Annotated in this window: 17 protein-coding genes; 7 read left to right on the forward strand and 10 right to left on the reverse strand. The window is 29.8% G+C overall.

The window, feature by feature from the left end; genetic code table 11:
* Window positions 1–43 precede the first annotated feature (43 nt).
* Both Q0684_RS06240 and Q0684_RS06245 read right to left on the reverse strand, forming a co-directional pair.
* Window positions 44–1,219, reverse strand: coding sequence for a GlmU family protein (locus Q0684_RS06240; RefSeq protein WP_299013895.1), 1,176 nt, complete (start codon window positions 1,217–1,219; stop codon window positions 44–46).
* A gap of 96 nt (window positions 1,220–1,315) precedes the next feature.
* Window positions 1,316–2,089, reverse strand: a complete 774-nt coding sequence (locus Q0684_RS06245) for a choice-of-anchor V domain-containing protein (protein ID WP_299013898.1) — start codon at window positions 2,087–2,089, stop codon at window positions 1,316–1,318.
* 259 nt (window positions 2,090–2,348) lie between these two features.
* Here Q0684_RS06245 and Q0684_RS06250 point away from each other — a divergent pair, with 259 nt between their 5' ends.
* Complete coding sequence (locus tag Q0684_RS06250) at window positions 2,349–2,732, forward strand: 6-phosphogluconate dehydrogenase (RefSeq protein ID WP_299013901.1); 384 nt, start codon at window positions 2,349–2,351, stop codon at window positions 2,730–2,732.
* A complete protein-coding gene (locus Q0684_RS06255) occupies window positions 2,725–3,282 on the forward strand; it encodes an acyl-CoA thioesterase (protein ID WP_299013904.1) in 558 nt (185 codons plus the stop codon). Before Q0684_RS06250 ends, Q0684_RS06255 begins: the two co-directional genes overlap by 8 nt.
* An 8-nt stretch (window positions 3,283–3,290) precedes the next feature.
* On the opposite strand, the gene Q0684_RS06260 is transcribed toward Q0684_RS06255, so the two are convergent.
* The 3 genes from Q0684_RS06260 to holA form a co-directional block, all read right to left on the reverse strand.
* Complete coding sequence (locus Q0684_RS06260; RefSeq protein ID WP_299013907.1) at window positions 3,291–3,743, reverse strand: DUF1569 domain-containing protein; 453 nt, start codon at window positions 3,741–3,743, stop codon at window positions 3,291–3,293.
* Window positions 3,740–4,333, reverse strand: a complete 594-nt coding sequence (locus tag Q0684_RS06265) for an MCP four helix bundle domain-containing protein (protein ID WP_299013910.1) — start codon at window positions 4,331–4,333, stop codon at window positions 3,740–3,742. Before Q0684_RS06265 ends, Q0684_RS06260 begins: the two co-directional genes overlap by 4 nt.
* A 116-nt stretch (window positions 4,334–4,449) precedes the next feature.
* Window positions 4,450–5,451, reverse strand: a complete 1,002-nt coding sequence (holA, locus tag Q0684_RS06270; protein ID WP_299013913.1) for a DNA polymerase III subunit delta — start codon at window positions 5,449–5,451, stop codon at window positions 4,450–4,452.
* A 72-nt stretch (window positions 5,452–5,523) separates the two neighbouring features.
* Between holA and Q0684_RS06275 the strand changes: the two genes are divergently transcribed.
* A complete protein-coding gene (locus Q0684_RS06275; protein ID WP_299013916.1) occupies window positions 5,524–5,967 on the forward strand; it encodes a type I restriction enzyme HsdR N-terminal domain-containing protein in 444 nt (147 codons plus the stop codon).
* Window positions 5,968–5,975: 8 nt separating this feature from the next.
* Here Q0684_RS06275 and Q0684_RS06280 read toward each other — a convergent pair whose 3' ends face one another.
* From Q0684_RS06280 to Q0684_RS06290, 3 genes are read right to left on the reverse strand one after another with little or no spacing between them, the layout of a single operon-like run.
* Window positions 5,976–6,485: a DinB family protein gene (locus Q0684_RS06280; protein ID WP_299013919.1), complete on the reverse strand. Its 510-nt coding sequence runs from the start codon at window positions 6,483–6,485 to the stop codon at window positions 5,976–5,978.
* Between the two features lie 57 nt (window positions 6,486–6,542).
* Complete coding sequence (locus tag Q0684_RS06285; protein ID WP_299013922.1) at window positions 6,543–9,005, reverse strand: polysaccharide biosynthesis tyrosine autokinase; 2,463 nt, start codon at window positions 9,003–9,005, stop codon at window positions 6,543–6,545.
* Between the two features lie 4 nt (window positions 9,006–9,009).
* A complete protein-coding gene (locus tag Q0684_RS06290; protein ID WP_299013925.1) occupies window positions 9,010–9,813 on the reverse strand; it encodes a polysaccharide biosynthesis/export family protein in 804 nt (267 codons plus the stop codon).
* Window positions 9,814–9,926: 113 nt separating this feature from the next.
* Between Q0684_RS06290 and Q0684_RS06295 the strand changes: the two genes are divergently transcribed.
* From Q0684_RS06295 to secA, 4 genes are all read left to right on the forward strand, one after another.
* Window positions 9,927–10,679, forward strand: a complete 753-nt coding sequence (locus tag Q0684_RS06295; protein WP_366140195.1) for a class I SAM-dependent methyltransferase — start codon at window positions 9,927–9,929, stop codon at window positions 10,677–10,679.
* Between the two features lie 136 nt (window positions 10,680–10,815).
* The gene (locus Q0684_RS06300) at window positions 10,816–11,388 is read left to right on the forward strand and encodes a cob(I)yrinic acid a,c-diamide adenosyltransferase (RefSeq protein WP_299013931.1); all 573 of its coding nucleotides are present in this window, start codon (window positions 10,816–10,818) and stop codon (window positions 11,386–11,388) included.
* A 268-nt stretch (window positions 11,389–11,656) separates the two neighbouring features.
* Window positions 11,657–11,878 (forward strand): DUF2795 domain-containing protein, encoded by a 222-nt coding sequence (locus Q0684_RS06305; RefSeq protein WP_299013934.1) that lies wholly within the window; start codon window positions 11,657–11,659, stop codon window positions 11,876–11,878.
* 145 nt (window positions 11,879–12,023) lie between these two features.
* Window positions 12,024–15,365: a preprotein translocase subunit SecA gene (gene secA / locus Q0684_RS06310; RefSeq protein ID WP_299013936.1), complete on the forward strand. Its 3,342-nt coding sequence runs from the start codon at window positions 12,024–12,026 to the stop codon at window positions 15,363–15,365.
* Window positions 15,366–15,582: 217 nt separating this feature from the next.
* Here the strand turns inward: secA and folE are convergent, their stop codons facing one another.
* Both folE and hisS read right to left on the reverse strand, forming a co-directional pair.
* Window positions 15,583–16,248 (reverse strand): GTP cyclohydrolase I FolE, encoded by a 666-nt coding sequence (gene folE / locus Q0684_RS06315; RefSeq protein ID WP_299013938.1) that lies wholly within the window; start codon window positions 16,246–16,248, stop codon window positions 15,583–15,585.
* Between the two features lie 343 nt (window positions 16,249–16,591).
* Window positions 16,592–17,956 carry a histidine--tRNA ligase gene (gene hisS / locus Q0684_RS06320; protein WP_299013940.1) on the reverse strand — a complete coding sequence of 455 codons (1,365 nt, stop codon included), beginning with the start codon at window positions 17,954–17,956 and terminating at the stop codon, window positions 16,592–16,594.
* Window positions 17,957–18,005 lie beyond the last annotated feature (49 nt).

The following is an 18,005-nucleotide window of genomic DNA, read 5'->3' on the forward strand; positions in this document are numbered from 1 at the left end:
CGAATAAAAAATACACTTGCTTTTGTTAAACTAAACAATAATTCTAATAATTTCTAAATTTTGCAGTTTGCTCAAAGACGTTTTCTAAAATACGTTGTTCTATAAAATCAAAATCTAAATTTCTTCTTTTCATTACCGCAGTTGCAACCTCAAAAACTTTGTTGGTTTTATATTCTGTATAACCTGCTGCACCACCCCAACTGAAAGAAGGTACAAAGTTTCTTGGAAAACCACTACCAAAAAGGTTGGCGCTTACACCAATTACGGTTCCTGTATTAAACATGGTATTAATGCCACATTTAGAATGATCTCCCATCATTAAGCCACAAAATTGTAAGCCTGTTTTTGCAAAACGTTCAGTTTCATAACTCCAAAGTTTTACCTCTGCATAATTGTTTTTTAAATTAGAGTTGTTGGTGTCTGCTCCTAAATTGCACCATTCACCAATTACAGAATTGCCCAAATACCCATCATGTCCTTTACTAGAATACCCGAAAATTACAGCATTACTTACCTCGCCTCCTATTTTAGAAAAAGGACCTACAGTGGTATCTTTATAAATTTTTGCACCCATTTTAAGCACTGCATTCTCACACATGGCAAAAGGACCTCTTACAGCTACGTTTTCCATAACAGTAGCATTTTTACCTATGTAAATAGGACCTTCTGTAGCGTTTAAAGTGGCAAAGTTTAAGGTTGCGCCTTCTTCAATAAAAATGTTTTCTTTATTTAAAAAACGAATACCTTCTGGTATGGGTTGAGATGTTCTATCTTCTGTAAGTAATTTAAAATCTTGCTGAATTGCTTTACCATTAAACGTAAAAATATCCCAAGTGTTTTTTATTTGAATTACCTCTTCTTCAAATTCTATTTGCTTGTAATCTTCAAAAATTACTTCTTCTTGTTTATCCGAAGAAAAAAAAGCAATAACATCATCACCTTTAAAAATAGCTTCATTTTCAGAAAGGTTTTTTATTTTTTCTACCAAAGATTCTGTTGGGCAGAAAGAGGCATTAATTAGAATATTCTCTTCCATTTCTACCATAGGATATTTTTCTTCTAAATATTCTTCTGTAATTGTAGTTGTGGTTAAACCTAAAAATTTCTCCCACTTTTCTCTAATGGTTAAAATACCAATTCTAATATCTGCTACTGGTCTTGTATATGTAAATGGTAAAAGCGCGTTTCTAACTGCACCATCAAATAAAATGTAATTCATTTTGCCTTATTTAAATTGCAAATTTAGCTTAAAATAGTCATAAAAAAAACCGAATGCTTAGTGCACTCGGTTTTGCAAATTGAAATTTTATAAAATTTAATTTTTAACAAATCTTTGCGTTCCTATTTTATCTGTAGTCGCCACTTTTAAAAGATAAATTCCTTTAGCTAGTGAATTTACATCTATACTATTATTTTCGTTAGATATATTAGAAGTTAGTGCCAATCTACCAACAGCATCATAAAACTCTACTTTAGCACTGTTTGTACCTGTGGGTAATTGCAAACTTATATTATCTGAAGCAGGGTTTGGAAACGTACTAAATTCTAATCTTTGAGCATCTGAAATACTTAAAGAAGATAATTGTGTAGTAGCAGTTACTGTTTGATCTGCATTGTCAAAAGCACGTCCATTTCCATTTGCAGCATTTACAGCAGTATAAAATGTTACTCTACCTTCATCTGTTGCTGGAGATCTCCATGTAAAAGACCAATCTCCTGTATTAGAAGGTCTAGAATGCGTAACTCTGTTATTTGCTACTCTAGAACCATCTCCAGCAACAAATGTTCCTATTTTGTTAGCCCCACTGTTTTCTGCTGCAATTTGAAAACCATGTGTATTAGAATCTGATGTTGTGTTAACATTTATAGTGTAGTCTGTATTTAATAAATAACCTGTAACTGGAATATTAGTAGTTATTTCTACAGATGCATTAAGATTTCCTCCATTATGGCATTGTGCACAAGTATTTCCTCCATCGCCAGGTGAACCTGATCTTCCATCTTGTCTTCCTCCAGAACTTGCCATAAATAAAAAGGCAGAAACAGGAATTAATAACAGTAAAAATTTAAATAAGTAATTTTTATTCATAATATTTGATTTATAGTTAATTTGTTTGTCGTTGATATATCTTTAAAATTACTTGTTTAAAAAAAATAATTTTAAGAATGTTTTGTTAAAAAGTTTTTTATTTAAAATATTTTTATGCCATCACAGTACTCCAAAAGAAATAAATTTTTAAAGATTTCTAAATAAAATTAAGCTGAAAGGGAAAAAAAGTCTTTAAAAAGGAAAAATAATTGGTGAAATATTCTAAACAAACCTGAAAATAGATTTGTATTTTTGGCAAATGAAAAAAATTATAGGCGTATTACTTACCACAATACTTATTATAACCGCGCTTTATTATTGTTTTATTTATTTTATAACTTACAGTAATGGTGTAAGATCTGGTGAGTTGATAAAAATTAGCAGAAAAGGAGTTTTAGTGAAAACTTGGGAAGGAGAAATCAGTCAAGGTATATCTGGGGCTCAAATTTTTACTTTTTCTGTGGAAGATAAAAATACAGAAGTAATACAAAAACTGAAAAAGTACCAAGGTAGGTATGTAAAACTATCCTATAAAGAACGTTATAAAACCTTTTTCTGGCTAGGTGATACCAAATATTTTATAACAGAAGTAAGCCAAGAAGAATCTCCACATTTTAGAAGTAAAAACCATACAGATGATTAAAAAATTCAAATACATAAAAGACTCTCAAATTAAAATTACAGAATTAATGTTACCATCCCACTCTAATTTTAGTGGAAAAATACATGGTGGACATATCTTAAATTTAATGGACCAAATTGCTTTTGCCTGCGCCTCTAAACACTCAGAAAATTATTGCGTAACAGCATCTGTAAACAAGGTAGATTTTTTAAATCCTATAGAAGTAGGTGAATTGGTTACTATGAAAGCCTCTATAAATTTTACAGGTAGAACATCTATGGTTGTAGGTTTAAGAGTAGAATCTGAAAATATTAGAACAGGCGAAACAAAACATTGCAACTCTTCTTACTTTACAATGGTTGCAAAGGATGAAAATGGAAAAAGTACTCCAACTCCTGGTATTATTTTAACTACAGAAGCAGAAATAAGGCGCTTTACCAGATCTATTGTAAGACAAAAAGAAGGTAGAAATAGAACCTCTAGATTTAATAGTACTGTTTTTAAATCTGAAAATTATTTGAATCTTTTAATAAACAGTAACTCTAAAATTGAATTAAAAAAGCAAGACTAGTTTATAAACTAAACACCAAATTGTGTTAAATGATGATCTATGTGTTTGTAAAAAAGATTATTCCATTCTTGTGCTGTTAAAGCGCCAAAAGAAGCAGATTCTTTTCCATCAAATGCAGACGCTCCTAATTTTTGGGTTTTTACAATACCGTCAATTAGATTTTGTTTTTCTTCTTTAAACTCACGTTTATCTGTAATTATAAATTGTGCTGCTGTTCTGCCATTTTTAGAAAATGGTTTTTCTGAAACTACAGCCTTTTTTATAAAAGACTTCAGCATAAATCTTACAAAAGCATTTGGCTTTGGGTATTTATTGGTGTAAATAGAATCATATTGCACACATAAATGCGCCAACATTTGTGCTACATTCATTTTGCCCCAATTTGGCTTGGTTTCTGGGGTTAGACGCTCTATTCTTTTAATAACTTCGTTTACAACCTCTTCTTCAAAAATATTTTTCATTCCTTTTTATCATACATAACAATTAGCTGAATTACAATTGCTAAAAATATTAATACATAAATTTCTATTTGCGTAAATAAATCTACTTTAGCAAAAGCTTTTTCACTAATTGCCATTTGTCGTTCACCTTCTTCTAATTGAATTTTAGATAGTGTAAATAAATTTTCTGTAATAGCAGAAATTCTAGTGGTTAAAGAATTGTTATCTATATAATTAGAGTTTATATATTTAGACTCTTCATTTTTTAAAAGGTCTAAATTTTGATTTAATTCAGCAAAAGTTTTTGCTTCATTTGTAGTTAATTTAGTTGTGCCATATTTCTCTATTTTTTCTGAAATATGCTTATTCACTTCAATATTTATTCTTTTAAAAAATATTGAATCTTTTAAAACTATCGCAATCTCTTTTTTATGAATTGCATTAGAAATTTCAAAAATTAAATCATTTGCTACAATCCTATCTTTATATATTGTACTTACAGAATCTCGTACTCTAGAAAAATTATTTTTATCGATTAAGTTAGTGGCAATAATTAGTAAAAATATCATTGCTATTCCTAAAATCCACTTAATTTTGCTGAATACTGTCATATAATAAGATTATAAATTCACCTCAAATATAATTATTATCTAGTATCAAAAAAATAGACATTTGTTAAATAATATAGAATAATTTAAAATAACATCGCAATTGTTGTTTACTATCGTTAATGAAGTATTTTAAAAAGTAATTCTTTAAAAATATCTTTTGTAGTATTATTAGCCCCAACTCCTTTACTTTTAACATCTGCATCTCTAAGCAGAGCTATTACTTGCGCTACTTTACGCATTGGAAAATTTCTTGCTGCTAAAAAATATTCATCCACAAAATAAGGGCTAACACCCAAGTTTTTAGCAACCGAATTTTTAGATTTATCTTTTAAACCATGAAAAAGTAATAACTGTGTAAAAAAAGTATTTAGTAGAGAAATGGTAACAACTATTGGATTTTTCTTCGGGTTTTCTATAAAATAATTAATTATTCTATTGCATTTTACAACATCCTTCTGCCCTATTGCTTTTTTTAACTCAAAGTTGTTAAAATCTTTAGAAATACCAATATTTTCTTCTATATGTGTTGCATTTATAATGGTTTCTATTGGTAAGACAACCATTAACTTACTTAATTCGTTGGTAATTTTACTTAAATCTGTACCTAAAAACTCTACTAACATTTGCGCTGCTTTAGGCTCAATCTTATAATTTTTGCCACTAAGAACTCTTCTAATCCAATCTGCAACCTGATTTTCATATAGCTTCTTGCTTTCAAAGATAACACCTGTTTTTGCTATTGCTTTATGTAGTTTTTTACGTTTGTCTAGTTTTTTGTATTTATAATTAAAAACTAAAACAGTTGTTTGCTGTGGGTTTTCTGCATAACTCACTACTTTTTCTATATTTCTACTTAAATCTTGTGCTTCTTTAACAATAATTACTTGTTTTTCTGCCATCATTGGGTAACGTTTGGCTGCACTTACAATGTCTTCTATAGCAACATCTCTGCCATACATAATTTGCTGATTAAAACCTTTCTCTGATTCTTCTAGCACATTTTGCTCAATAAAATCAGAAATTTTATCAATATAATAAGGCTCATCACCCATTAAAAAATAGATAGGTTTTATATTGCCTTTTTTAATATCTGCAACTATTGTTTTTATTTCGTTCATGTATTACTTTAGAGAAATATTTTATGCACCAGACCTAAGCTGAATACTAAAAATAATTAATATTTTTGTTGAATGCAAAAACTAAATTTACCTTTCTTTGATTTCAAAATCAAAAGTAGCGAAAATAAGACGCTTATTTTTGATATTTTAAGAAAAAAATACTTGGTTTTAACGCCAGAAGAATGGGTAAGACAACATTTTGTTCAATTTTTAATTCAGGAAAAAAAATACCCTGTCTCCCTTATAGCTTTAGAAAAACAACTTGTTGTAAATAACCGCAAAAAAAGAACAGATATTTTAATTTTTGATAAAAATGGTATGCATGATATTATAGTTGAATGCAAAGCACCGTCTATAAAAATTACACAAGATACTTTTGACCAAATTGCACGTTATAATTTAAAATTAAAAGCAAACTATTTGATTGTAACAAACGGCTTGTCTCATTATTATTGTAAAATGGATTTTGAAAAAGAAGCCTACATTTTTTTGGAAGAACTACCTAGTTACAAGTAAACTTAAATTTACAAATACCTTTCTTTAATAATATTTAAGTGGTGTTTTTGGTGCCCAGAAAACAAATAACCAAGTGCTCTTAAAGACATTTTGTTACCTGATGCTTTACCAACCCTTGTAAAAACATCAGCAGAAAAACTTTGAAATAATTGTATGGATGATTTTCTTAAAGTTTGCATTTCTTCTAGCAAATCTTTAAAATCTCTATTTTGAGCATTGTCATTTGCTACAAAAATATCTTGATCAAAACCAGGTAAATCAGTCTTATCATTTCTAGCAAAACACAAGGCTCTATATGTAAAAACACGTTCTGTATCTATTATATGCTGTACTACTTGTTTTAAAGTCCATTTATCTGCTGCATACGCATAATTTTGTTTTGCTATGGATACGTTTTGTAAAATAGATTGAAATTCTTGCTGTGAAGACTCTAAATTTTCTATAATAGACTTATTCTCTTGAGCTACAAGTTGCATATACTGCTCAAAATAGGGTGCGTATTCGTTCTTTGGTATCATCTTTAAAATAAAATTATTAATAAAAATGTTTCGTATAATTTAATAATTAACACATTATTATTTAGATTTAAATAAGCTCGTAAACTTTTGAAATATATTTTTTGGTTCTTCATTTATATGATAACCATAGCTGTATTTTCCATAGCCATAACCGTAACCATAACCATAGCCATAACCGTATTTGCTTGTTATAGAAAAGTCATTTAAAACATAACTTATATTTGTTACTTCATTATTTCTATATTTGTCATCCATCATCCTCATCATTCCCTTTTCTGTATAGTTTTGGCGAATTACATAAATTACCGAATCTGAATATTTAAATAACTCTAAGGCATCTGAAACCAAACCAACAGGAGGTGTGTCTATAATAACATAGTCGTAAGTTTCTTTTAACTTTTTTATCATGTCGTCTGCAGCTTTACTTAATAATAATTCAGATGGATTTGGCGGTATTGGTCCTGATAAAATTAAATCTAAATTAGGTACTTTAGTAGGCATAATAACCTCTTCTAAAGTTTTTTGGTTAATTAAATAATTTACTATTCCAACATCATTTGGCAAGTTAAAATCATCAAATATTTTTGGTTTCCTTAAATCTAAACCTATTAAAATTGTTTTTTTGCCACTTAACGCAAAAACGGTAGCCATATTTATGGAAATCATTGTTTTGCCTTCTCCACTAATGGATGAAGTTAATATTAATGTTTTACTTTCGGCACTATTTCCAGCATTTTTAAATAAGAATTGAATATTAGAACGTAAAGCTCTAAATGATTCTGCTACAGAAGATTTTGGTCTTTCAAAAACTGCCAAGTTATTATTTCCGGGATTTTTACCAACCACACCTAAAACAGGTATGGCATAATTATTCTGAATTTCTTCTGCCGTATGAATTTTATTATCTAATAACTCTCTAAGAATAATGTAAAACAACGGAAAAACCACACCTAGCATTATAGCTACTAAATAGTTAAAGTTTGGGTTTGGGTAATTTGGTCCTTGTCCTAAATCTTTGGCAGTATCTATTATTTTAACATCAGATACATTTGCTGCAATTGCGGTACCTGCCTCGTATTTTTTCTGTTTTAAATAATTGTAGTTGGCCTCCGAAATTTCATAATCTCTTTGAAAAGTAAGCAAGCCCTGCTCTTGCTTAGGTAATTTTTTCTTTTTTACTGCATATTGCCTTAAGCCAGCATTTAATTTTTTTAGTCGCTCTTTATTTATCGTTTGTAAAGAATTGATATTTTCTAAAAGGTTGTTTTTAATAATTGTAACCTCTTTATTCATTCGCATAATATCTGGATGATTGTCTTTTACCAAATCTCTAAAAGCTTCACGTTCACTAGATTTAAAAACCAATTCGTTAATTAAATTTGCAATTTTAGGGTCTTCTGTTTGTAAAGAAGCAGGAACTAAATTATCTTTATTAAACCTATCATTATTTCTTATGTAATTTCTTAAATTACTTAAATAATCGTTATAAGATTGAAACTCTTGCTTTTCTTTTTCTAGCGTTACTATTTCTTCATATATTTCTGTCCCTTGTGTAGATAAATCAAAAATATTATTGGTTTCTCTGTAATTGCCTAAGTCTTTTTCTAATTGCTTTAGTTTAATAGCTTCTGCTTTAAATAAAGTATCTATATAAGCTTGAGTTCTTAAAGCATATTCAATTTTTTGTACCTGTTTTACAGAATCTAAAACTTGTACTGTTGCATTTAAATAGGTTTCTAATCTTTTTTTGTTAACACCTTGCATTTGCAATCTTAACATAGATGCTGCATTTGTAATGCTACTTACGCTTACACCTCTGTAGGCGCCAACAGTGCCATCAAAACTTGCAAATTGAATGAGGTATTTTTCGCCAATAGTAAAAGGCTTTATTTGTTTTATCGAAAAATTTAAAAAAGGCGTATCTATTGCATCTCCAACCTTATAATTAGCTAAAAACCTAGGCTTATTAGAGGGTCTAGAGGTAATTGTATTACTATCATAATGTATAACAGCATTGTTGCCAGACTTATTAAAGGGAAAAGAAAGATTAAAAGTATCTTCTCCTGTAAACTCTATTTGAATTAGGGTATTTAAAATTTGTGGTTTGTTGGTATTTAAATTTACAAGAAAAGGAGTGTAACCAAACCTATCTTCCATTCTATATTTACCTTCTTGTAAATAATTTATAAAAAAGTTTAACTTTTTTACAACACGTTCGTTATGCGATCTAGATTTAATAATAACCTTTACAGTCTCTAACTCATCACTTGCGCCACCCCAATTAAAAGCAATATTTGTACCTGTAGAAAATAAAGGATTATTTTCTTCTTTCACGGCAATTATAGTGTCTAATGAGTATTTCTTTTGCAAATATCCATTCATAAATTTTGCAACAATAAGTGCAATTATTATGGCTACAGCAAATAGTTTCCAATAAGCTAAAACTTTATATAGGTACTCTTTTACGTCTATATTTCTATCTGCAGATGTTACATTAGAAATTTTCGAAGGTGTGTTCATACAATTATAAATTTCTTGCTAAAATAACAGTAGATGCAATCAATGTAAAAATAGAAACTATAGTAGATAAACTTTGTAAACCTGTAGTTCCTGTACCCCAAGATTTTTCTCGAAGCGGTTTTATATTGATAATATCATTTGGCTGAATATAAAAAACAGCCGCGTTTAAAACATCAATATTTGTTAAATCTAAGGTATGTTTTTCTGTACTATTACCAATTGTTCTAATAATTTCTACATGCTCTCTATCTCCAACATCTGTAATACCGCCAGAATTAGCAATAGCATCTATAATAGAAACTCTATTTTGAAAAATCGTATTTGTACCTGGTGTGCCTATTTCCCCAATTACAGTATACCTAATACCCGAAAGTTTTACAGAGACAAATAAGCTATTGTCATTATTAATATATTCTTCTCTTAATTTTGCCTCAATTTTTTTTCGCACCTCTAAAGCTGTGTACCCTAAAACGTTAATTTCTCCTAAAGTAGGCACTCTTATATTACCATAATTATCTATAGTATAATCAGAAAAATAACCTGGGTTACTTCCTTGACCACCTCCTGCTCCATTTAAATTTGTGCCATTACCCAAACTATTTTTTTGGAAAGCCGCCACAATTTCTTCGTTTTTAGAAGTAATTGTAATATTTAAAATATCATCTATTTGTAACTTATAGGGCACATTGTTTATTCTTCTTATTTCCGATTTTTTTACAAGATTGCCTTGTAAATAAGTTAACTCTTTACTAGAAACGCAAGCACTTAATGCAACTACTATAATTAAAAAAGGAAGATATTTATTCATTGTTTGGTCTACTTGTAAGAGTTACAAATATACTTTTTATAAGCGTAAAGCTATAATTTTATTTTACTTTCGTTTTTCATTTATAAATAATGCTGTTTCAACAAAAAAAGTACTTGCAATTTTTAACAAAAGCCACCAATCAGCATGGTGTACACTCACCTTTTATATATAATTTAGTAACCTTGTGTTTTTATCAAAAAATTAATAAAAACGACTGGCTTCAATTTAAAGACATAAAACAATCTTTACTAAAAAATAAAAGCAAAATACAAGTAACCGACTTTGGTAGTGGTTCTAAAGTTTTTAAAAACAATTATAGAACCATTAGTAAAATTGCAAAAATTGCAGGAATTTCCAATAAAAAAGCAAAATTACTGATAAAATTAACACAGTATTTTCAACCAAATAATAGTTTAGAAATAGGCACTTCTTTGGGCCTAGGAACATGCGCTATGCAATTAGGTTATAAAAAAGGAAAAATAACAACTTTAGAAGGTTGCCAAGAAACAAGTAAAATTGCCCAAGAAAATTTTTTAAAAAATAAATTTAATACGATTAAAATTATTAATGGAAATTTTAAGGAAACCCTATTAAAAGCTACCAAAAACAACCAATTTGATTGCATTTATTTTGATGGAAACCATACCAAAGAAGCAACTTTAAAATATTTTGAAACTTGCTTATCAACAATACATAACAATTCCTTTTTTATTTTTGATGATATTTATTGGAATAAAGAAATGTGTGAGGCTTGGAAAATTATTAAAAACCATACAAAAGTTAGTGTAACTGTAGATGTTTTTTACTTTGGATTGGTTTTCTTTAGAAAAGAGCAAGCTAAAGAACATTTTAAAATTAGAGTCTAATAATTACAGCATTTAAAACTGTTAAAAGATGTTAACTACTAAATCTTCAAAGAGATTAGTTTGTAACTTTGGTTTTTAAATTTTAAAATGATTAAAAACATACATTTTATAATTATAAATCCTTGTTACTTAAAAAATGAAAATATATACAAAAACCGGAGATAATGGTACCACTGCTCTTTTTGGAGGCACACGTGTAAAAAAGTTTAATTTACGTATAGATGCTTATGGCACTGTAGATGAATTAAATGCTTACATAGGTTTAATCAAAGACCAAGAAATTTCAGAAGTTATAAAGGCTTCACTACTAAAAATACAAAACGAACTTTTTACTTTAGGTGCAATGCTAGCAACTCCACCAGAAAAAGAAACTTTAAAATCTGGTAAAGACCGCTTAAATATTCCTAAAATTAATGAAGACGCAATAGCGTATTTGGAAAACAAAATTGACGAAATGGATGCTGTATTGCCACAGATGACTCATTTTGTTCTTCCTGGAGGTCATCAAGCTGTGTCATTTTGTCACGTAGCTAGATGTGTTTGCAGGCGTTCAGAAAGACTTACTGTAGAATTAAATGACCAAGAACCCATTAACCAGGCAGTCTTAAAGTACTTAAACAGACTTTCTGACTATCTTTTTGTGTTGGCACGAAAGTTGACTCTTGATTTAAACGTGGATGAAATTAAATGGATTCCTGAGAAACAATAAAGAAATTAATACAGTAAATGCTTTATTTAGATTCCTATTTGTAAAGGAAAGGCAATTTTAAATGAATCTTCAGGCAAAACCTAAGGAAATCTTTTTTCATAAAGTTCTTTTTTTATCGATTTAAAGTATTTGTTAATAAAACTACATAGCAAACAACTGTTAAACAGTATTGTAATTTATTTAACAATAGCTTTGCAATTAATTTCTTGAAAAAGACTTGCACAATTCAGCAAAAAAATTATTTTTGCACAAAATTAAACATTAAGAAATGTATTGGACATTAGAATTAGCATCTTATTTAGCAGATGCACCTTGGCCAGCAACCAAAGATGAATTAGTAGATTATGCTATAAGAACTGGAGCCCCTCTAGAAGTTGTAGAAAACCTACAAGATATAGAAGACGAAGGTGATGCTTATGATTCTATTATAGAAATTTGGCCAGACTATCCTACAGAGGATGACTATCTTTGGAACGAAGATGAATATTAAATTACAAAAAATATAAAAAGTCTCTTAAGAGGCTTTTTTTTTGTTTTATATTTATCAATCAAAAAGACAATATTTCAGTTTTTAAAAACCTGAAACACAACCAAATAAAATAGCTAAGTATTTAGCATTAAAAAAATATATAAAAATGAATATTTTAAACTCTGTAATTAAACTTTTTGTTGGAGACAAACAGCAAAAAGATTTAAAAACATTACAACCTATTGTAGACAATGTTAGAAAATTTGAAACCGAATTTTCTAAGCTTTCTAATGACGATTTAAGGGCGAAAACTTTAGAATTTAAAGCCCAAATTAAAGAAGCTACCAAAACTTTAGATGACAAAATTACTGCTTTAGAAAGTGAAGCAAAATCTGCAGATATAGATAGGCAAGAAGATATTTATACAGAAATAGATGCTTTAAAAGATGAAGCCTACACCATTTCTGAAAGTGTTTTAGAAGAAATAATGCCTGCTGCTTTTGCTGTGGTTAAAGAAACTGCTAAGCGTTTTGTAGAAAACGAAGAAATAGAAGTTACAGCAACACCTTTTGACCGAGAATTGTCTGCAGAAAGAGAAAATGTTGTTTTAGAAGGTGATAAAGCGTTTTGGGCAAATTCTTGGGATGCCGCAGGAAAACCAATTACTTGGGACATGATACATTATGATGTGCAACTAATTGGAGGCTCTGTTTTACATCAAGGTAAAATTGCAGAAATGATGACAGGTGAAGGAAAAACATTAGTTTCTACTTTACCAGTTTACCTAAATGCATTAACAGGAAATGGTGTGCATTTGGTTACCGTAAACGATTATTTGGCAAAACGTGATAAAGCGTGGATGGCACCAATGTTTGAGTTTCACGGGTTTACTACAGATTGTATCGATTATCATCAACCAAACTCAGATGCCAGAAGAAAAGCATACAATGCAGACATTACTTATGGTACAAACAACGAATTTGGTTTTGATTATTTACGTGATAATATGGCAAGTTCTAAAGACGATTTGGTACAAAGAGCACCAAATTATGCCATTATAGATGAAGTAGATTCTGTTTTAATTGATGATGCTAGAACACCTTTAATTATCTCTGGTCCAATACCACAAGGAGACAGACATGAATTTACAGAGCTAAAACCATTAGTGGCGGACATTGTTAGCTTGCAAAAACAACATTTAGTTGGTGTTTTAGCAGAAGCTAAAAAACTAATTGCAGATGGTAATGATAAAGATGGTGGTTTTTTACTGTTAAGAGTGTACAGAGGTTTACCAAAAAACAAAGCATTAATTAAGTTTTTATCTCAAGAAGGTATCAAACAAATCTTGCAGAAAACAGAAAACTATTACATGCAAGATAACAACAAATTAATGCCAGAAGTAGATGAAGATTTATGGTTTGTTGTTGAAGAAAAAAATAATCAAATAGATTTAACCGATAAAGGTATTGCGCATTTATCAGACAAAACAAACAACGATTCTTTCTTTGTTTTACCAGACATTGGCGTAAAAATTGGTCAAATTGATGACTCTGAAAAAACTGCCGAAGAAAAAGCATCTGAAAAAGAAGAATTATACAAAGACTTTAGCATTAAAAGTGAACGTATTCATACCATGAATCAACTTTTAAAAGCATACACTGTTTTTGAAAAAGATGTGGAATACGTTGTTATGGACAATAAAGTAATGATTGTTGATGAGCAAACAGGTCGTATTATGGATGGTCGTCGTTATTCAGACGGATTGCACCAAGCCATAGAAGCCAAAGAAAATTGTAAAATTGAAGATGCAACACAAACTTTTGCAACAGTAACTTTACAGAATTACTTTAGAATGTACCGTAAACTGTCTGGTATGACAGGTACTGCAATTACAGAAGCTGGCGAATTATGGGAGATCTATAAATTAGATGTAGTAGAAATTCCTACCAACAAACCAATTCAAAGAGACGATAAGCAAGATTTAGTTTATAAAACAGCTCGTGAAAAATACAATGCAGTAATTGAAGATATTGTAAAGTTAGTTGCAGAAAAAAGACCAGTTCTTGTAGGTACCACTTCTGTAGAAATATCTGAATTATTGGGTAGAATGTTACAAATGCGTAAAATTCCACATAATATTTTAAATGCAAAATTACACAAACGCGAGGCAGATGTAGTTGCAGAGGCTGGTAAACCAGGAGTAGTTACTATTGCAACAAACATGGCAGGACGTGGTACAGATATTAAATTATCTAACGAAGTTAAAGATGCTGGTGGTCTGGCAATTATTGGTACAGAACGTCATGATTCTAGACGAGTTGATAGACAATTAAGAGGACGTGCAGGAAGACAAGGAGACGTTGGTTCTTCTCAATTTTACGTTGCTTTAGATGATAATTTGATGCGTTTGTTCGGTTCTGATAGAATTGCAAAAATGATGGATAGAATGGGCTTAAAAGATGGTGAAGTTATTCAACATTCCATGATTACCAAATCTATAGAAAGAGCCCAAAAGAAAGTGGAAGAAAACAACTTTGGTATAAGAAAACGCTTGTTAGAGTATGATGATATTATGAACTCTCAACGTGAATTTGTTTACAAAAGAAGAAGAAACGCTTTAGATGGTAAACGTTTGCAAGTAGATATTGCGAATATGATTTATGATACTTGTGAATCAATTATCAATGCAAATAAAGCCGTAAAAGATTTTCAGAATTTTGAGTTTGAGTTGATTAAATTCTCTTCCATGACTTCTCCTTTTTCTGAAGATGAATTTGAAAAATTATCAGAAAAAGAATTAACAGAAAAGTTATACGAAATTGTAACTGCACATTATAAAGAAAAAATTGAGAGAAACTCAGTTTTAGCTTTCCCGGTAATTAAAGATGTTTTTGAAAACGAAGGCGATAGATATGAACGTATTGTTGTGCCTTTTACAGACGGAATTAAATCTTTACAAGTAGTTACCAATCTAAAAGATGCGTATGAAAGTGAAGGAAAATCTTTAGTCACAGATTTTGAAAAAAACATCACTTTAGCAATTATAGATGAAAACTGGAAAGAACATTTGCGTAAAATGGACGAGTTGAAACAGTCTGTGCAAAATGCATCTTATGAACAAAAAGATCCGCTTTTAATTTATAAGTTTGAAGCTTTTGAGTTATTTAAAACCACTGTAGATGATATTAATAAAGAAGTGTTGTCTTTCTTATTTAAAGGAGAACTACCACAGCAAGCTACAGAAATTTCTGAAGCAGGAACATCTAAAAATAACCAACGTTTAAATACATCTAAGGCAGATGTGCAAAACACAACAGAACAAGCCATTTCTAACTCTAGGCAACAATCTGCAGAAACTGTAGAAACCATTGTTAGAGAACAACCAAAAATTGGTAGAAACGAACGTGTTACTATTAAAAACGTAATGAGTGGCGATGAAAAAGAAGTGAAATTTAAACAAGCCATTCCTTTAATAGAAAAGGGAGAATGGGTAATTGTTCAAAAATAATTAGACCTTCTTTTTAAATAAAATTAAAGTCTGTTTAGCGTTTTCTAAACAGGCTTTTTTTATGAACTAAAAAATTAAAAACACAATAGTCTCATTTTGACGAAAGGAGAAATCTCACATAAAACTAAGTTAAACCTATACAATTTTAACCAAAAAAATCCGTTAAGAATTTCTTCTTAACGGATTTTTGTTTCATCATTCCTGTGAAGACAGGAATCTAGAATTGTGTATCCATTTGTAAATACTGTAAAAACTCCTTTTTAGTTTCTTTTTCTTTGAATTTTCCACCAAATTCAGAAGTTACTGTAGAACTTTCAATGTCTTTAATTCCTCTAGAATTTACACATAAGTGTTTTGCGTCTATAACACAAGCTACATCTTCTGTACCCAAAGCTTTTTGCATTTCTTGTACAATTTGCATGGTTAAACGCTCTTGTACTTGTGGTCTTTTTGCAAAATATTCTACAATTCTATTCATTTTAGAAAGTCCAATTACTTTACCATTAGAAATGTAAGCCACATGGGCTCTACCAATAATTGGTAATAAATGATGCTCGCAAGTAGAATAAACCACAATGTTTTTTTCTACCAACATTTCTCCATAATTATAATTGTTCTCAAAAGTAGATGCTTTTGGTCTGTTTGCTGGGTTTAAGCCCATAAACAACTCATTTACAAAAGCTTTTGCAACTCTTTTTGGCGTGCCTTGTATACTATCATCCGTTAAATCCATTCCTAAAGTATGTAGAATGTCTTTTACGCTTTCTTCTATTTTTGCAATTTTTTCTTTATCAGAAATGGTAAAAGCGTCTTCCCTTACTGGGTTTTTTGCTGATGTTGCAATATGGTTTTCACCTATTTCGTCTATTCTATCGTCATTCATTTTTTGTTCGATTCAAACATTTCAAACGTTTATTGAAATGCAAATTTACGAGTTTACAAACTATTTCGTTTAGTTTTTTATCAATTATAATTATGCATTTATTATTGATAACTCTTTATGCTTTTTTAAGTCTATTATTGGCAACTTATCATTAAAAATTTAAACTTTCGCAAAATCTAATTTCTACAAAGTTCTTTTTAACATGCTCCACTTCGACAAGCTCAGTGTGGCTTTGTATGGTAAATTACATTTTTTTTATTTACATTTTGATTATGCTAAAAATCAAAATACATTTCTATAAATTCAATTTACATTAACTAAGTCAGTCTGAGCTTGCAGAAGACTAACTTAATTTTTCTATTAATTCAGCTAAAGAACAATCAAATTGTTCACTAGAATTCATGTTTTTTAAAGTAAATAAATCTCCTTCAAGTTTAGAAACTACAAATTCAATGGCTCTGTTTGTAACATATTTCCATTGTCTTTTTTGCGCTTTATTACTTTCACCTAAATCAGGGTAAAATTCTGATTTGATATTATTTTCTCTTAAAACTTTAATTGCCTTCATTTTTACTAAATCTGTAGAGGCATCAAAATTTAGAAAAATTACTTTGGGTTTTGGTAAATCTACAGACTTAAATAAGCCCAATTCTTCTAACACTAAATAAATTCTATCCAATCCAAAAGAAATACCAACGCCAGAAACATCTTTTAAACCGAAAATCCCAGTTAAATCGTCATATCTTCCTCCACCTCCAATAGAACCCATTTGCACACCTTTTGGTGCAACAACTTCAAAAATTGCGCCTGTGTAATAATTTAATCCTCTTGCCAAAGTTACATCAACTTCTAAATTTGCAGTTGCTAAACCCAGTTCATTTACAGCATTTATTACAAAACGCAACTCGGCTACTCCCTTTGTACCTTCTTCTGATATTGCTAACATTGCTGCTAAAGCATCTAAGTTCTCTAAGTTTGTTCCGTTAAACGTAAAGAGAGGTTGTACTTTTTGTATAGCCTCTTCAGAAACTCCTTTAGACAGCATTTCTGCCTCAACTTTTTCTTTACCAATTTTATCTAACTTGTCTAAAGCTACAGTAAAATCTATTAATTTATCTTGTGCACCAATTACCTCTGCTATACCAGAAAGTATTTTTCGATTATTCATTTTTATAGTGGTGCCTGCTAAACCTAAATTGGTAAAAACAGTGTCATATAACTGAATAAATTCTACTTCTTGCCATAAAGATTTACTACCAACAACATCTGCATCACACTGAAAAAACTCTCTAAAACGTCCTTTTTGCGGCCTGTCTGCTCTCCAAACAGGTTGTATTTGGTATCTTTTAAAAGGAAATGTAATGTCATTTTGATGTTGTACAACATAACGTGCAAATGGCACAGTTAAATCATAACGCAATGCTTTTTCAGAAATTTGAGACGTTACTTTTAAACTATTTTTTTCTGATAACAATTTATCATCGGCTTTCTTTAGAAAATCACCAGAATTTAAAATTTTAAAAATCAAACGATCTCCTTCTTCGCCATATTTACCCATTAAGGTTGACGAATTCTCGAAACTTGGGGTTTCTATAGGTTGAAATCCGTAAGTTTCAAAAGCTGTTTTAATCGTATTCATTATATACGTGCGATTGGCAACTTCTGTTGGCGAAAAATCTCGGGTTCCTTTTGGAATGCTTGGTTTCATTAAAATAGTTTTTAGTTTTTAGTTTTTAGTTTTTAGTATCATCACTTAA

This window comes from uncultured Polaribacter sp. (assembly GCF_947503875.1).
GTDB lineage: Bacteria > Bacteroidota > Bacteroidia > Flavobacteriales > Flavobacteriaceae > Polaribacter.

Coding starts and splice junctions, on each gene's coding strand:
- Q0684_RS06240 (WP_299013895.1), bottom strand. CDS start 1,219: ATGAATTACATTTTATTTGATGGTGCAGTTAGAAACGCGCTTTTACCA.
- Q0684_RS06245 (WP_299013898.1), bottom strand. CDS start 2,089: ATGAATAAAAATTACTTATTTAAATTTTTACTGTTATTAATTCCTGTT.
- Q0684_RS06250 (WP_299013901.1), top strand. CDS start 2,349: ATGAAAAAAATTATAGGCGTATTACTTACCACAATACTTATTATAACC.
- Q0684_RS06255 (WP_299013904.1), top strand. CDS start 2,725: ATGATTAAAAAATTCAAATACATAAAAGACTCTCAAATTAAAATTACA.
- Q0684_RS06260 (WP_299013907.1), bottom strand. CDS start 3,743: ATGAAAAATATTTTTGAAGAAGAGGTTGTAAACGAAGTTATTAAAAGA.
- Q0684_RS06265 (WP_299013910.1), bottom strand. CDS start 4,333: ATGACAGTATTCAGCAAAATTAAGTGGATTTTAGGAATAGCAATGATA.
- holA (WP_299013913.1), bottom strand. CDS start 5,451: ATGAACGAAATAAAAACAATAGTTGCAGATATTAAAAAAGGCAATATA.
- Q0684_RS06275 (WP_299013916.1), top strand. CDS start 5,524: ATGCAAAAACTAAATTTACCTTTCTTTGATTTCAAAATCAAAAGTAGC.
- Q0684_RS06280 (WP_299013919.1), bottom strand. CDS start 6,485: ATGATACCAAAGAACGAATACGCACCCTATTTTGAGCAGTATATGCAA.
- Q0684_RS06285 (WP_299013922.1), bottom strand. CDS start 9,005: ATGAACACACCTTCGAAAATTTCTAATGTAACATCTGCAGATAGAAAT.
- Q0684_RS06290 (WP_299013925.1), bottom strand. CDS start 9,813: ATGAATAAATATCTTCCTTTTTTAATTATAGTAGTTGCATTAAGTGCT.
- Q0684_RS06300 (WP_299013931.1), top strand. CDS start 10,816: ATGAAAATATATACAAAAACCGGAGATAATGGTACCACTGCTCTTTTT.
- Q0684_RS06305 (WP_299013934.1), top strand. CDS start 11,657: ATGTATTGGACATTAGAATTAGCATCTTATTTAGCAGATGCACCTTGG.
- secA (WP_299013936.1), top strand. CDS start 12,024: ATGAATATTTTAAACTCTGTAATTAAACTTTTTGTTGGAGACAAACAG.
- folE (WP_299013938.1), bottom strand. CDS start 16,248: ATGAATGACGATAGAATAGACGAAATAGGTGAAAACCATATTGCAACA.
- hisS (WP_299013940.1), bottom strand. CDS start 17,956: ATGAAACCAAGCATTCCAAAAGGAACCCGAGATTTTTCGCCAACAGAA.